Origin of the sequence: Candidatus Nitrotoga sp. BS, assembly GCF_927797785.1 — a bacterium.
In the GTDB taxonomy this organism is placed as follows: domain Bacteria; phylum Pseudomonadota; class Gammaproteobacteria; order Burkholderiales; family Gallionellaceae; genus Nitrotoga.
The window spans coordinates 13,094-27,828 of record NZ_CAKMLL010000079.1; the positions used below are offsets into that span (position 1 = coordinate 13,094).

General features: G+C 49.4%; 10 protein-coding genes and 2 pseudogenes. 4 read left to right on the forward strand and 8 right to left on the reverse strand.

Features of this window, described 5'->3' with window-relative positions:
* Positions 1 to 167 precede the first annotated feature (167 nt).
* A complete protein-coding gene (locus tag MJ769_RS10510) occupies positions 168 to 2,150 on the forward strand; it encodes a RelA/SpoT family protein (protein ID WP_239237033.1) in 1,983 nt (660 codons plus the stop codon).
* Between the two features lie 96 nt (positions 2,151 to 2,246).
* Here MJ769_RS10510 and MJ769_RS10515 read toward each other — a convergent pair whose 3' ends face one another.
* The 4 genes from MJ769_RS10515 to apbC all read right to left on the reverse strand — a co-directional run bounded on the left by MJ769_RS10515 (position 2,247) and on the right by apbC (position 6,793).
* Positions 2,247 to 4,499 carry an arginine/lysine/ornithine decarboxylase gene (locus MJ769_RS10515; protein ID WP_239237042.1) on the reverse strand — a complete coding sequence of 751 codons (2,253 nt, stop codon included), beginning with the start codon at positions 4,497 to 4,499 and terminating at the stop codon, positions 2,247 to 2,249.
* Between the two features lie 195 nt (positions 4,500 to 4,694).
* Positions 4,695 to 4,916 (reverse strand): hypothetical protein, encoded by a 222-nt coding sequence (locus tag MJ769_RS10520; protein ID WP_239237044.1) that lies wholly within the window; start codon positions 4,914 to 4,916, stop codon positions 4,695 to 4,697.
* Between the two features lie 133 nt (positions 4,917 to 5,049).
* A complete protein-coding gene (gene dcd, locus MJ769_RS10525) occupies positions 5,050 to 5,616 on the reverse strand; it encodes a dCTP deaminase (protein WP_239237053.1) in 567 nt (188 codons plus the stop codon).
* A gap of 82 nt (positions 5,617 to 5,698) precedes the next feature.
* Positions 5,699 to 6,793, reverse strand: coding sequence for an iron-sulfur cluster carrier protein ApbC (gene apbC / locus MJ769_RS10530; protein WP_239237055.1), 1,095 nt, complete (start codon positions 6,791 to 6,793; stop codon positions 5,699 to 5,701).
* A gap of 114 nt (positions 6,794 to 6,907) precedes the next feature.
* On the opposite strand from apbC, the gene metG reads away from it, so the two are divergent.
* The gene (gene metG, locus MJ769_RS10535) at positions 6,908 to 9,100 is read left to right on the forward strand and encodes a methionine--tRNA ligase (protein ID WP_239237077.1); all 2,193 of its coding nucleotides are present in this window, start codon (positions 6,908 to 6,910) and stop codon (positions 9,098 to 9,100) included.
* A gap of 112 nt (positions 9,101 to 9,212) precedes the next feature.
* On the opposite strand, the gene dnaE is transcribed toward metG, so the two are convergent.
* Complete coding sequence (dnaE, locus tag MJ769_RS10540) at positions 9,213 to 12,683, reverse strand: DNA polymerase III subunit alpha (protein ID WP_239237085.1); 3,471 nt, start codon at positions 12,681 to 12,683, stop codon at positions 9,213 to 9,215.
* A 9-nt stretch (positions 12,684 to 12,692) separates the two neighbouring features.
* On the opposite strand from dnaE, the gene MJ769_RS10545 reads away from it, so the two are divergent.
* Positions 12,693 to 12,839, forward strand: coding sequence for a hypothetical protein (locus tag MJ769_RS10545; RefSeq protein WP_239237086.1), 147 nt, complete (start codon positions 12,693 to 12,695; stop codon positions 12,837 to 12,839).
* Positions 12,840 to 13,020: 181 nt separating this feature from the next.
* Here MJ769_RS10545 and MJ769_RS10550 read toward each other — a convergent pair.
* Positions 13,021 to 13,428 (reverse strand): annotated as a pseudogene (locus MJ769_RS10550) (transposase); the annotation flags it as partial.
* On the opposite strand from MJ769_RS10550, the gene MJ769_RS10555 reads away from it, so the two are divergent.
* The gene (locus MJ769_RS10555) at positions 13,392 to 13,769 is read left to right on the forward strand and encodes a sensor histidine kinase (RefSeq protein WP_256445717.1); all 378 of its coding nucleotides are present in this window, start codon (positions 13,392 to 13,394) and stop codon (positions 13,767 to 13,769) included. The pseudogene MJ769_RS10550 and the gene MJ769_RS10555 sit on opposite strands and share 37 nt — an antisense overlap.
* Here the strand turns inward: MJ769_RS10555 and MJ769_RS10560 are convergent.
* A pseudogene (locus MJ769_RS10560) lies at positions 13,681 to 13,878 on the reverse strand (transposase); the annotation flags it as partial. The gene MJ769_RS10555 and the pseudogene MJ769_RS10560 sit on opposite strands and share 89 nt — an antisense overlap.
* A gap of 305 nt (positions 13,879 to 14,183) precedes the next feature.
* Complete coding sequence (locus tag MJ769_RS10565) at positions 14,184 to 14,663, reverse strand: glycine zipper 2TM domain-containing protein (protein WP_239237090.1); 480 nt, start codon at positions 14,661 to 14,663, stop codon at positions 14,184 to 14,186.
* Positions 14,664 to 14,735: the final 72 nt, after the last annotated feature.

The following is a 14,735-nucleotide window of genomic DNA, read 5'->3' on the forward strand; positions in this document are numbered from 1 at the left end:
AATGCATGTGCCCTCATGTCCCGGTTTTTTGATGTTGAGACACTTACCGTTAAGTTCACAGTGACGGTAGTCAATGGTGCTTGTGTGCCCGCTATGGCATAAGCAGGTTGATTAGAGCTGCAATGTCTAAAAAATCCTGAATGACTACATCGATGCGATAATATTCTATGGTTTCCGTTCAACAAAAACTTTTTTCCTCGTCCAGAGATGTCGATTCCTGGCTTCATTCTTTATCAACAAAATTTGTTTCTGCAGAAGTTGAAGTTATCCGCCACGCCTGCGAATTAGCTGCGCCACTTTATGCCGGACAAGTCGAACTGACGGGTGCACCACTGTTTCAACACGCGCTTGGTGCAGCATCTATTCTGGTTGGTTTGAATATGGATTTTGAAACTGTAGCTGCAGCCATAATGCATGCGGTGCCCAAGTATCTGGACCGCTGGGCTGAAGCGTTGGAAACACGTTTTAGCGTTAATGTACGTCATTTGGTTGACGGGATTTCGCGCATTGAGAAAATCCGAGAATTCAGCGAAATGCAAGACCTGCATATAAAAGAAAAGAATAAGGGAGATGGAAGTCAGCAGATTGAAAGTTTGAGAAAAATGGTTTTGTCCATGGTAGAGGACATCCGTGTGGTACTTATCAAGCTTGCTGAGCGAACCCAGACTATGCGTTGCTTGTCAGGTGCTAGTGAAGATCAGCAAAAACGGGTTGCGCTGGAAACACAGGGTATTTTTGCACCGCTGGCAAACCGTCTCGGCGTATGGCAAATAAAATGGGAGCTGGAAGATCTTGCTCTACGCTATCTGGAGCCGGATATATACAAAAAAGTGGCTATGCTGCTGGATGAGCGCCGGGTAGATCGCGAACAATATATCGCGGATGTACTGACTAAATTGAGACAGGAGTTGAGTCAGGCAAACATTAAGGCAGAGGTAGCAGGGCGAGCAAAGCATATCTTTAGCATAGTCAACAAGATGAAACGCAAGCAAGTAGATTTCAGCGATCTCTACGATGTGCGCGCAGTACGCATTCTGGCGAATAATGTTAAGGATTGTTATGCGGCACTTGGACTGGTGCATAACTTGTGGCAGCCTATTTCCGGCGAATTTGATGACTACATTGCGCATCCCAAAAGCAACGACTATCGCTCATTGCATACGGCTGTGGTCGGTCCGCGCAACTTGGCACTGGAGGTGCAGATACGTACTTTTGAGATGCATCAGCATTCGGAATTAGGATTCGCTGCGCACTGGCGATATAAAGAGGGCGTAAAATCGGATGCCAGATTCGATGAGCAGATTATTTTGCTGCGCCAGATATTGGCATGGAAAGAAGACGTAACTGACAGTGGGGACATGCTGGCGCAATTCAGAAATGAATTATTTCATGACCAGGTTTATGTGCTCACGCCTCAGGGGAGGGTAATCAATTTGCCCAGGGGTGCGACCCCAGTGGATTTTGCCTATGCTTTACATACAGATTTGGGACATTGTACGCGCGGTGCCAAGGTGGATGGCAGTATAGTGCCCCTCAATTATAAGTTGCAACACGGGCAACGAGTGGAGGTCTTGGCTGCCAAACAGTGCTCACCGAGCCGTGACTGGCTAAATCCTGCTCATGGATATTTGCAAAGTCGGCGAGCCCGAGCCAGGGTGCGGCACTGGTTCAAGTACCAGAGTTTTGATGAGCATGTTTCTCAAGGCAGGACGCAGTTGGATCGCGAACTAAATCGGCTGGGTGTCACCTCTTTAAATCAGGAAAAAATCGCGCAAAAGTTGCATTTTAACAAGTTGGAAAACATGTTGGCCGCAATCGGGCGAGGCGATGTCACACAACGGAATCTCGTTCTTACAATTCAAAACGAAATTCCAGCCAGAACAAAAGCAATAAGTAAACCAATTGCCACTAAGGTTAATACTACAGGCTCATTCCCAACAGGCATCATGGTTGAGGGCGTAGGTAATTTGCAGACCAGAATAGCGAAATGTTGTAAGCCCGTGCCGCTTGATTTGATTGTTGGATATGTCACGCGTGACCGGGGGATAACTATTCATCGACAGGATTGTTCATTCATGCTGCACTTGCCGGAAAACAGGTGCGATCGTATGCTTAATGCGCAATGGGCAAGTCAAAAAATACTGCCTTGAATGTACGGCCTAGTAGCCAGCCATAAAATGCGTTTGCGAAACAGTAATCTAGCTTTATTCCTGCATTGTTTAAGCGGATTCAGATTCGAAACGTACCTACTCTTGTCTTACGCAATCCACATAATAGCGCGGCCCGTCACTATCCTCGTTGGCCACCAAGCCATGAATGTCACTCTCAAACCCTGGAAACTTCTGATTAAAGGCTCGCGCAAATTTGAGGTAGTCCACGATGGTTTTGTTGAAGCGCTCACCCGGGATGAGTAGTGGAATGCCAGGTGGATAAGGTGTCAACAGCACGCTGGTAACGCGTCCTTCCAGTTCGTCAATTGACACGCGGTCAATCTTGCCGTGAGCCATTTTAGCGAAGGCCTCGGACGGCTTCATGGCGGGCTCCATGTTGGAAAGGTACATTTCAGTGGTTAACCGCGCTACATCATTGATCTTGTAAATGCCGTGAATATTGTCGCACAAGTCACGGAGGCCGATCTTCTCATAGCGTGCGTATTTGGTGACAAACTCGGGCAGCACGCGCCAAAGTGGCTGATTTTTGTCATAGTCATCCTTGAATTGCTGCAACTCGGTAACCATGGTATTCCAGCGTCCCTTGGTGATGCCAATGGTGAACATAATGAAAAATGAGTAGAGGCCGGTTTTTTCAACCACAACCCCATTTTCTGCCAAGTATTTGGTGACGATAGCCGCCGGAATACCAGATTCGGAGAAGTCACCCCCGACATCCAGCCCCGGGGTGATAATGGTTGCCTTGATCGGGTCGAGCATATTAAAGCCCGGCGCCAGGTTACCGAAGCCATGCCAGCGATCATCCGCACCCAGCATCCAGTCCTCGCGTGCGGCCATACCTTCATCGGAGAGATAGTCCGGCCCCCAAACTTTGAACCACCAATCTGCCCCCCACTCCTCATCTATTTTGCGCATGGCACGACGAAAATCAAGTGCTTCGGCAATGGATTCTTCTACTAAAGCGGTGCCACCGGGAGGTTCCATCATGGCGGCAGCCACATCGCATGACGCAATAATCGCGTACTGTGGGCTGGTAGAGGTATGCATCATATAGGCTTCATTGAAGCAATCGCTGTCCAGTTTACGCATTTCACTGTCCTGCACCAAAATCTGTGAGGCTTGACTCAATCCGGCCAACATTTTATGTGTCGATTGAGTGGAAAATACCATGGATTCCTTGCACGGCTTACGGCTCTGGCCTATGGCGTGCATGTCCTTGTAGAAATCATGAAAGGCAGCATGCGGTAACCATGCCTCGTCAAAAAGCAGGGTGTCAATTTGTCCATCCAGCATCTGTTTGAGGGTTTCCACGTTATATAACACGCCATCGTATGTGCTCTGAGTGATCGTCAGAATGCGCGGCTTTTGCTTTTTATCTTTGATGAAAGGATGTGCATTGATCTTGCGCTGGATAGTCTCCATTTTAAATTCGTCCAGTGAAATCGGGCCGATGATGCCGAAATGGTTTCGTGTCGGCATCAAGAACACTGGTATTGCGCCAGTCATGACGATGGAATGCAAGATGGATTTGTGACAGTTGCGATCCACCACTACGATGTCATCTGGTGCGACGGTGGAGTGCCATACGATTTTATTTGATGTGGAGGTGCCGTTAGTCACAAAGAATAGATGATCGCAACTGAAAATACGCGCTGCATTTCGCTCGCTGGCTGCGACCGGTCCGGTATGGTCAAGCAGCTGACCCAGCTCGTCGACTGAGTTGCACACATCTGCACGCAACATGTTTTCGCCAAAGAACTGGTGAAACATCCGACCTACCGGCGATTTCAGGAAAGCCACTCCGCCCGAATGGCCGGGGCAATGCCAGGAATAGGAACCATCTTGTGCGTAATTAACCAGTGCGCGGAAAAACGGTGGCGCGAGTGAGTCCAGATATAATCGAGCTTCGCGGATGATGTGCCGTGCCACGAACTCCGGTGTGTCTTCATGCATATGAATGAACCCATGCAATTCGCGCAGGATGTCATTTGGAATATGGCGTGAAGTACGCGTTTCGCCGTATAGATAAATGGGGATATCGGCATTCTTAAAGCGGATTTCTTCCACGAAAGCGCGTATGCTTTTTAGCGCGATTGCAGTCTCCTCTTTACTGCCGCCGCCGAATTCTTCATCGTCAATCGATAGCAAAAAGGCTGAAGCTCGACTTTGCTGCTGCGCGAATGAAGTTAAATCCCCGTAACTTGTTATACCCAGCACCGCCATGCCTTCTTTCTGGATGGCTTCGGCCAAAGCGCGCACGCTCAAGCCACTGGAGTTTTCCGAGCGGAAATCCTCGTCGATGATGATGATGGGAAAATCAAATTTCATTCAGTGCTCCTTGGTGGGGAATATCTGCCGGACAGCGAGTTGGTGCCGATTGTCGCAGATTTAGATAATGTAGTTAGTGTTAAATAAGATTAGAAATTATGCTGCCCGGCAACGTGAACAGGAAAAATGGCCGCAGCATTGAAGGAGATGATTAAACTGGAATTTATCAAAAAATTTAATGCTATTCTGGTGTAGCTAATCGCGCGGGGGGTAGGGGTTTTTCAGTGCGTTGACCAGATCAGTCAGTACCGCGCGAAACTGCTGTTCGTCACAACCCATTAGTACTGCATCTTCCAGCGCATCCTGGCAGATTTGGCGGATTTCTTCCATGTTCTCGCTCAGCACCTTGTTCTTTTCCACGCAGGCGACCACTTCGCCTGTGGGGCTGCGCCAGATAGTTTGCGGACTGGGTGCCATTAAATTTATGCCTATAAGTATGATTCTGTAGAATTCAATGAATGGATGGAATGGAACCACGCACCTAATTGACCATTTTTATATACGCTGCCAAGGCGAGTGTTGGGCTGTTTACGCTCCACCTTATCATAATTTATATTTTGGGCAGTGTAACCCCAGCCTGCCCCTGATACTTGCCGCCCCTATCCTTATATGAGACTTCGCATACTTCATCGGATTCGAAGAAGATTACCTGTGCCACGCCCTCATTGGCATAAATCTTCGCCGGTAGTGGTGTGGTATTGGAAAACTCCAAGGTCACATAACCCTCCCATTCCGGCTCCAGCGGTGTGACATTAACGATTATGCCGCATCGTGCGTAGGTAGACTTACCCAGGCAAATGGTCAGTACATTGCGGGGGATGCGGAAGTGTTCCACGGTGCGTGCCAGCGCGAAAGAGTTAGGCGGGATGATGCAATAGTCGCTCTTAAGCTCGACGAAAGAGTTGGCATCAAAATTCTTTGGATCGACGATAGTGCTATTGATGTTGGTGAACAGTTTGAATTCGTCTGAGCAACGGATGTCATACCCGTAGCTCGACGTGCCATATGACACGATGCGCTGACCATTCATTTCTTTCACCTGCCCGAGTTCGAACGGCTCGATCATGCCGTGCTCTTTGGCCATGTGACGTATCCACTTGTCTGATTTAATGCTCATATTTAGTTCGATATAGAAGTTATGTTCGTGGGGCCGAATGAACATATAAATGTTTCATGACACTTTGTACTTTCCCCATCCCTTAAGTTTTTTGCATCACAATTTTAGGAAATGCCGCACTATAGTCTTGCGCCATTTCAGCAATTTTTACCGCCAGACGCCGCGCAATCAGTTTGTACTCCTTGGCAATTGCACCATCGGGGTCGGTCACTACGGTGGGTTTGCCGGAGTCAGTCTGCTCGCGGATGCGTATATCCAAAGGCAATGAACCGAGAAACTCTACATTGTAGTCGTTACACATCTTTTCAGCTCCGCCGCTCCCGAAGATATGTTCCTCATGTCCACATTTCGAGCAGATGTGCGTACTCATGTTTTCCACTATACCCAATATTTTTATGCTCACCTTCTCGAACATTTTGAGACCCTTGCGCGCATCCATCAGTGCGATGTCCTGTGGAGTGGTCACAATAATCGACCCGGTCACCGGTACTTTTTGCGACAGAGTTAATTGGATATCGCCCGTACCGGGCGGCATGTCCACTATTAGATAGTCCAGCCCATCCCAGCGTGTCTGATTCAATAACTGATCCAGTGCTTGAGTGACCATCGGCCCGCGCCAGACCATCGGCACATCCTCGCCTTGAATCATGAAACCGATGGACATAACCTGCAATCCATGTCCCAGCATGGGTTCGACCGACTTGCCATCACGTGATACGGGTTCGCCTTTAATGCCCATCATGGTGGGTAGGGAAGGGCCATAGATATCTGCATCCAGAATTCCAACGCGCGCGCCTTCCGCCGCCAGTGCCAGCGCCAGATTCACCGCCGTAGTGGATTTGCCCACACCGCCTTTGCCGCTGGCCACCGCAATAATATTCTTTACGCCATCAACCAGCTTTACACCGCGCTGCACCGCATGGGGTACTACCTTGCTGCTCACATTCACGGATAGGGTATTGATATCGGGTAACGCGCTGCGCAGGTGATTTTCTACCATCGTGCGTATCTCGTCCCACACGCTTTTCGCCGGGTAGCCAAGCTGAATGTCGAGCGATAAATTATCACCGCTGATCTTTATATTTTTTACCGACTTGCCCGCTACAAAATCTTTTTTTGTATTGGGGTCAATCAACTTGGTCAGTGCGGCCTGTATGTCTGCATCGGTAAAACTCATTTACTGCTCCTGCAATTAAAACGATAGGGAGCAAGCATTCTACCCAAGATTCCCCATCACGCCTATAGTCCGATTTTGCTACAATTACGGCTCTTTAAAAGGGATTTTCCATTTATGTCGCGCAAGATTCTGGTTACCTCCGCACTGCCTTACGCCAACGGCAGCATCCATCTCGGCCATCTGGTTGAATACATTCAGTCCGATATATGGGTGCGCTTTCAGAAGATGCTGGGCAACATCTGTTATTACGTCTGTGCCGACGATACTCACGGCACGCCTGTAATGCTGCGCGCCGAAAAGGAAGGTATCACCCCGGAAAAATTGATAGATCGTGTGTGGCATGAACACAAGGCAGACTTCGACGGATTTCATGTCGAGTTCGACAATTATGGCTCGACCCATTCTGTCGAGACAAAACATTTCTCCGAAACTATCTACAAAAATCTCCGAAACGCTGGGCTGATCGAAAAACGCTCTATCGAACAGTTTTATGACCCGATCAAGCAGATGTTCCTGCCGGACCGTTTCATCAAGGGCGAATGTCCCAAGTGCGGCGCGAAGGATCAATACGGCGATAACTGCGAAGTCTGCGGCGCGGCCTATGCGCCGACAGAAGTGAAAAATCCCTATTCTGCCGTATCCGGCGCCAAGCCAGAGTTGCGCGACTCGGATCATTATTTCTTCAAACTGTCCGACCTGCGCTGTCAGGAATTCCTGCGCGACTGGACGACCAAAGGTACGCTGCAACCCGAAGCCGCCAACAAAATGCAGGAGTGGCTAGGCAGCGGGGATGAAAACAAACTGTCGGACTGGGATATTTCCCGCGATGCGCCTTACTTTGGCTTTGAGATACCCGACGCGCCGGGCAAATATTTTTACGTGTGGCTGGATGCACCTGTCGGCTATATGGGCAGCTTCAAACAACTATGCGAGAAAGATGGCATTAACTTTGATGATTACTGGAAGCCAGGCTCCGATGCCGAGCTTTACCATTTTATAGGCAAAGATATTTTATATTTTCATGCGCTGTTCTGGCCCGCCATGCTTGAAAATGCTGGGTTCCGCACACCGACTAGATTGTTCGCGCACGGCTTCCTTACCGTGAACGGTGAGAAGATGTCCAAGTCGCGCGGCACCTTCATCACCGCAGATAGCTACATCAAGCAGGGGCTCAATCCGGAATACCTGCGCTACTATTTTGCAGCGAAACTCAATGGCACGATGGAAGACCTCGACTTGAATTTTGAAGATTTTGTGGCGAAGGTGAACAGTGACCTGATTGGCAAGTACGTCAATATTGCGAGCCGTACAGCAGGATTTATTACCAAGCAATTTGATGGGGAATTGATGGAAATGCCTGAATCCGTCCATCCCATTTTCGGTCAATCCGTAATAGCGCTGTCCAATGAAGAAACAGATAGAGCAGATATAAATCCACAGAGCGTAAATAAATTAGATGCCAGTTACGAAGATCACCTAATCAATAATTCCCGTGAATTACTTCACGAGTTTCAACTTGCATCACATGATCTTAAAATTATTTACGAAAACAGAGACTTTGCCAAAGCTTCACGACTCATTATGCGATTGGCTGACGTCGCCAATAAATACGTCAGCGAGGAAAAGCCTTGGGAGTTATCAAAGTTAGGCATTCAAGCCGAAAAGCTTCATTTCGCTTGCTCTTTGAGTATCAACCTAGTCCGCATCCTTACCATTTACCTGAAACCCGTATTGCCCAAGCTTGCTGTTCAAGTAGAGAGTTTCTTGAATGTCCCCCCATTACAATGGAGTGATGCGCTTCAAACCTTGCCTGGTGGGCATACTATTAATCCATATCAACATCTGATGATCCGTGTTGACCAAAAACAAATAGATACCATGATCGAAGCCAACAAAGAAACACTCGCTCCTACCGCAGATTCTCATTCACAAGTTCGTCATGCCGAATCGCAGCAGCACGCCATTGCGCCCATTGCCGAAACCATCAGCATCGACGACTTCAGCAAGGTCGACCTTCGCGTGGCTAAAATCGTCAACGCCGAGCATGTGGAAGGGGCGGATAAACTGTTGAAACTAACACTGGATATCGGCGAGGAAAAATCGCGTACCGTGTTTGCAGGCATCAAATCCGCCTACGATCCGGAAAAACTCAAAGGGCGTATGACGGTGATGGTCGCCAACCTGGCGCCACGCAAGATGAAATTCGGTTTGTCGGAAGGCATGGTGCTGGCGGCTTCCGGCGATGCGCCCGGTTTATTCATCCTCAGTCCGGACGATGGCGCACAACCTGGCATGAGAGTTAAGTAGTACGCTCTAAGAAGTTGGCTGAATCTTTTCGCCCCCAAATCCATCCTGTGCGGTGTCCATGTACAGCCGTATTTATGATGCATCAAGCAGGATTTTAGAGGTGTAATATTGCTTATTTATAAGCAATATTAATATTCTGTTCGCCCAGCAGTTTCTTTAATCCGTTCATTAGATCATTGTGTAGCGTGACGCACCAAGACTCGCCCAGCTTTAAGTGTGCGCTCCCGCTGGTATTGCGGTAGCAGATTACAGCCATGCATTTGCCCTCTCGATATGGCTCGAGCACTTTTTTTAACTGCGTCACGCTAATGCGTGCGTCAGACGAAATACTAAGTTCCAGGCGCTTAGCGAACGTGGAGCGCGCTGAGGCGAAATCAAATAACTCTTCTCCATTGACGCGCATATTGCCGGAATACTCGTCTAGACTGGCTTTCCCGCGCACCACCAGCAATTCATCTTCACGGATCCACGGGCGATTGGCTTCGAATACTTCGTTGAATACCATCATTTCCAACTGTGCACTACCGTCGTCCAGTGTGACAATCGCCATGCGCCCGCGTCGCGTCTGCTGTATTCGCAAAGCCGATACTATGCCGGCCAATACCACCGGCATTCCCCCGCGCTTGTTGTTGCCATTTTGTGGCAGTGCTTGCGGTGTGATATCGGCCAAGCGCGTCTTGACGAAATTTTCCAGTTCGCTGGCATATTCTTGATAGGGATGACCGCTGAGATAAAAGCCCAAGCTGGTTTTTTCGTGTTGCAATTGCTCGCGCAGCGTCCAGCGCGGGACATCTTTCATTTGCACCGGCATCGCCGCACTTGCATCGTCCTCGAATAGGCTATTTTGATTGACTGACCGTGCTTGCTGCTCCGCACTACTCAACGCGACCTCAAGTGATGCCAGCAATTGATGGCGATGATCCAAAATCGTATCGAATGCGCCACTGCGGATCAGCGCTTCAGTGGCACGACGGTTCACTACGCGCTTATCCACGCGATGGCAAAAATCAAACAGATCGCGGAATGGGCCGCCGAGTTTACGGGCATCTTCAATGCCATCTATCGCAGCTTTGCCCGTACCCTTAATGGCTTCTAATCCATACGCAATCGTCTTTTCGTCCACCGGCATAAAGCGGTTTACAGACGAGTTAATATCCGGCGGCAAAACGCATATCCCCTGTGCCACGGTATCGAGATAGAAAATATGCACTTTGTCTGTGTTATCCATATCCGAGGATAGCGTGGCAGCCATAAATGCCGCCGGGTAATGCGCCTTGAGATAGGCGGTCTGATAAGACACCAGCGCATAGGCTGCAGAATGCGATTTGTTAAAGCCGTACCCAGCGAACTTCTCCATCAGGTCGAACAGTTGCTCCGCTAGCCGCTTGTTGATAGCGCGCGCCTCGGCGCCGTCCACGAAGATGCTGCGTTGCAATGCCATCTCTTCGGCATTTTTTTTCCCCATGGCGCGGCGCAACAAGTCTGCCGCGCCCAGCGAATAACCACCGATGATCTGCGCGATCTGCATCACTTGCTCTTGGTACACGATCACACCGTAAGTTGGCTTGAGCGAAACTTCAAGTTCGGGATGAAAATAGTCAGCCTTGGAACGGCCATGCTTGCGGTTGATGAAGTCCTCTACCATGCCTGATTCGAGAGGACCTGGGCGATATAACGCAACCAGTGCCACGATGTCTTCAAAGGTGTCCGGTTGCAGCTTTACAATCAGCTTTTTCATACCAGGCGATTCAAGCTGAAAGATCGCAGTGGTGTTGGCAGCCTTGAGCAGTGCGAAAGTTGGCTTGTCCTCCAAAGGAAGATTTTCTATGGAGAAGCCTAGTCCTGTCGGCATCTGGTTTATATATTTAACAGCCCAATCAATGATGGTGAGCGTGCGCAGTCCCAAAAAGTCGAATTTAACCAAGCCGATATGTTCCACATCATCTTTATCAAACTGACTGATACCCTTGTCGCTGCCCTCGGCATAATAAAGCGGACAAAAGTCGGTCAGCTTGCCCGGTGCGATCAGCACCCCGCCCGCATGCATGCCGACATTGCGCGTTAAATCCTCCAGCCGTGCGCCCAGTTCAAGCAGCTCTTCCACGCCTTCTTCGCTGCTGATGATTGCGTTGAATTCCGGCTCCAGCTCACGTGCTTTTTTAAGCGACACCGGTTTAACGCCTTCCAGTGGAACAAGCTTGGACAAGCGATCACACAGGCCGTAAGGAAAATCCAGCACACGGCCGACATCGCGGATCACCGCTTTGGACGCCATGGTGCCGAAGGTGGCAATCTGCGACACACTCGCCGCACCGTATTTTTGCTTCACATAGTCAATGACGCGCTCGCGCCCATCCTGGCAGAAATCGATATCGAAATCGGGCATGGATACGCGCTCAGGATTCAGGAAGCGTTCAAACAACAGGGCGTAGCGCAACGGGTCCAGGTCAGTGATGCCGAGACTGTAAGCCACCAGCGAACCTGCACCAGAGCCGCGGCCGGGGCCGACCGGCACGCCATTGAGTTTGGCCCAGCGAATGAAATCGGCCACGATCAAAAAATAACCGGAGAAACCCATTTTAATAATGGTTTCAATCTCGAACACCAGGCGCGCAGTGTATTCCTGCATATTCGCGGCACGCGCAGTTTCATCCGGATACAACTGCAGCATGCGCTGATGCAAACCGTGTTCGGATTCCGACCGTATAAAATCATCCAGACTTTCGCCGTTTGGGGTGGGAAAATCCGGCAAATAGGCCTTACCCAGCTGCAAGGTCAGATTACAACGCTTGGCGATCTCAATGCTGTTTTGCAAGGCTTCAGGAAAATCGGCGAAAAGTGTCACCATCTCGGCTTGTGTTTTGAAATACTGCTGCGGGGTAAACTGACGTGCGCGCCGTTTATCGTTCAGCACATACCCTTCGGCGATGCACACGCGCGCCTCGTGCGCTTTATAATCGTCCTGGCTTAGAAACTGAATCGGATGTGTGGCTACCACCGGTAAAGCCAGCTCGGCAGCCAGTTTGATCGTTTCACGCACATGGTGCTCTTCACGCGCCATGCCGGTGCGCTGCACCTCCAGATAGTATCGACCAGGGAACATCTCCGCCCAACCAAGCGCAAGCTGGCGTGCCGTTGCCTGATTGCCATTTAGCAGCGCCGTGCCGACCTCACCGAGATGCGCGCCGGATAATGCGAGCAGCCCCTCTGTTCCTTCGCGCAACCATTGTTTATGTATCTCGATGCGACCACTGCTTTGCCTTTCCAGATAGGCGCGTGTCACCAAACCACACAAGCGCAGGTAGCCCACATTACACTGACATAACAATAGTAAACGGGAAGGCTTGTCACATTCGACCGGGTTGCTGATAAAAACATCACAGCCAATGATGGGCTTGATGCCGGCAGTGCGCGCTGCCCGATAGAACTTGATCAGACCGAACACATTATTGAGATCAGTAAGCGCCAACGCGGGCATGACGTCCTGCTTGGCGGCGGCAATCGCTTCGGGAATGCGCACAATGCCATCGGCAATGGAGTATTCGCTGTGCAGGCGCAGATGAATGAAAGAGGGTTGGGGCATGGTGGCGAAATGACGATTACGGATGAAATTTTACCATCGGCACCAGAACGAGAAATTAAAAAATTTCTACCTATTGATATAGCTCAGAAAAATGTGCCGGAGAAAAATGGTTGCCAAGGTAAGAATGGGGGGTTGCCAGTAACTCTGGAATCATGAAGCTAATTTACGTAAGGGCACCTCTTAAAACCATAGCTTTCAAATTTTCCGGCCTGAACTTTATGAACGCGAGCAAACCCGGTTCAGATATCTCCTGATGGACTGCATATTGTTGCGCAGTTCCACCCTATTTTTTACCTAGAATCGTTCATTTTTTAAGCAATTCGGATTATTGAGAACGTCAGAAAGCCTCAATTTCAGCCCGCTTAAGATAAACCAGATGCTTGAGGTTGTAGCTGGCCGCCATCATGGTCATGGCAAGATTCGCCCGTGCCTGACCGATAGTGCGAATCAGTTTGCCGCCCATCTGTTCAATGCCGGCAAAGATGTGCTCGACTCGGGCACGGGTTTTGGCAATGCGCTTGTTCCGCTTTTCCTGCCGTACCGAAAGGGGATGGTTGCGCGCACCCTTACGCTGGATGTGGTTGCGGTATCCCGCTACTTTCAATTGTGCTTCCCGCGCAGCACTCGGATAGCCCTTATCGGCTTAGACTTCCCGGCAGGCGTTGGCCGGGTCCAGTACGGCGGCAAAGTGCTGGCTGTCATGGGTGCTTGCTGTGCCGGTCTCGATCTTGCGGATCACCTTGTAGCATCGATGATCTGGCCACATTCGACAAGACCTGGATTGTTAGTACAGAGCGAATTCGAGTAAAGCAGGCTTTGATCAACCTGCTTTCCAATGCAATCAAGTACAACCGCGAACATGGAACGGTCGAGGTGAAATGTACCTGCACTCTGGAACGCATACGCATCAGCATCAAAGACAGAGGTATTGGACTGCCTCCAGAGGAGATGGCGCAGTTATTTCAGCCGTTCAATCGTCTCGGACAAGAGTTCGGTGTTGCCCCTTTTTTCGCGCAGGTGTCTTGGTCGTCACTGCCTGTTGGAGATCGGCACCCAGCATTTTATCTGGATTCAACTCAGGGCTGAAACTTGGCAGATTAAACACTTCAATCTCATCCTGATGCCTCGCGAGGCATGCCTTAGCCAGTTTGGTATGGTGGACTCGCAAGTTATCTAGAATCAGAAATACCTTGCGCTAGGCAGTTTTCTGAGCGGTGTGTTGCTGGGTAGTGCCACAGTCTCGCTACACAAATGGCATGCTTTCCTTCTTTTGCTATGTAATTAAATATGAAAATGTAAATGGCATAGTTATGAATATTATTAGGGCACCTCTAAAAATCAAATTTTCGTCACAATACTGCGGTATTCGAAATAAATTATCGCTTACATATCAACTATATGCCGCGCTAAAATTTTTTACTCGCGCCTTGTCTTGTCTAGAAAATTGAATTTTTAGAGGCACCCATTAGCTATTTATTGGAGCTCGCACACATAGCATTATTAATCAGCGCGTGACACGCGATTATTATCCACGCGCACTCGATCACCAATTTTTATATCGCTAACACTGCTTTGAGTAACTGTGTGAATAATATCGTTACTCAACCGAACACGGACACGGTATTCCTCTCGACTTGCGGCTTGTGAACGCTTTTGAATTTCACGACCGGCCATCGCACCTCCGACCGCTCCAGCAACTGTAGCTGCGGTTTGGCCTCTTCCGCTACCAACTTGGTGTCCCAACAGACCACCCACCACTCCGCCAACTACGGTTCCAGTAATATTATTGCTATCATCGGAAATTTTAATGGTTTCTATATCTTCAACCACGCCATAGCCAATTAAATTGGAAGATGGTGATGAGGTGGATGGCCCTGGAGATGTATTGGTCGGTGCGGCAGGATTGCTACTATTAGCACAGCCTCCCAATAACATCGTAGCGGTCATAGTGCTTACTAAAATAATTTGCATTGATTTCATTTATTACTCCTAAGCAAGCGCGGATTCAACAACGAAGTGCAACTTTTTCTAACAGAATGATGGGGCGAGATG

Bases quoted from the DNA above. Each gene is read 5' to 3' on its own strand.
- MJ769_RS10545 (WP_239237086.1), top strand. From the start codon at position 12,693: ATGACGATTACGGATGAAATTTTACCATCGGCACCAGAACGAGAAATT.
- metG (WP_239237077.1), top strand. From the start codon at position 6,908: ATGTCGCGCAAGATTCTGGTTACCTCCGCACTGCCTTACGCCAACGGC.
- dnaE (WP_239237085.1), bottom strand. From the start codon at position 12,683: ATGCCCCAACCCTCTTTCATTCATCTGCGCCTGCACAGCGAATACTCC.
- MJ769_RS10510 (WP_239237033.1), top strand. From the start codon at position 168: ATGGTTTCCGTTCAACAAAAACTTTTTTCCTCGTCCAGAGATGTCGAT.
- MJ769_RS10520 (WP_239237044.1), bottom strand. From the start codon at position 4,916: ATGGCACCCAGTCCGCAAACTATCTGGCGCAGCCCCACAGGCGAAGTG.
- dcd (WP_239237053.1), bottom strand. From the start codon at position 5,616: ATGAGCATTAAATCAGACAAGTGGATACGTCACATGGCCAAAGAGCAC.
- apbC (WP_239237055.1), bottom strand. From the start codon at position 6,793: ATGAGTTTTACCGATGCAGACATACAGGCCGCACTGACCAAGTTGATT.
- MJ769_RS10515 (WP_239237042.1), bottom strand. From the start codon at position 4,499: ATGAAATTTGATTTTCCCATCATCATCATCGACGAGGATTTCCGCTCG.
- MJ769_RS10565 (WP_239237090.1), bottom strand. From the start codon at position 14,663: ATGAAATCAATGCAAATTATTTTAGTAAGCACTATGACCGCTACGATG.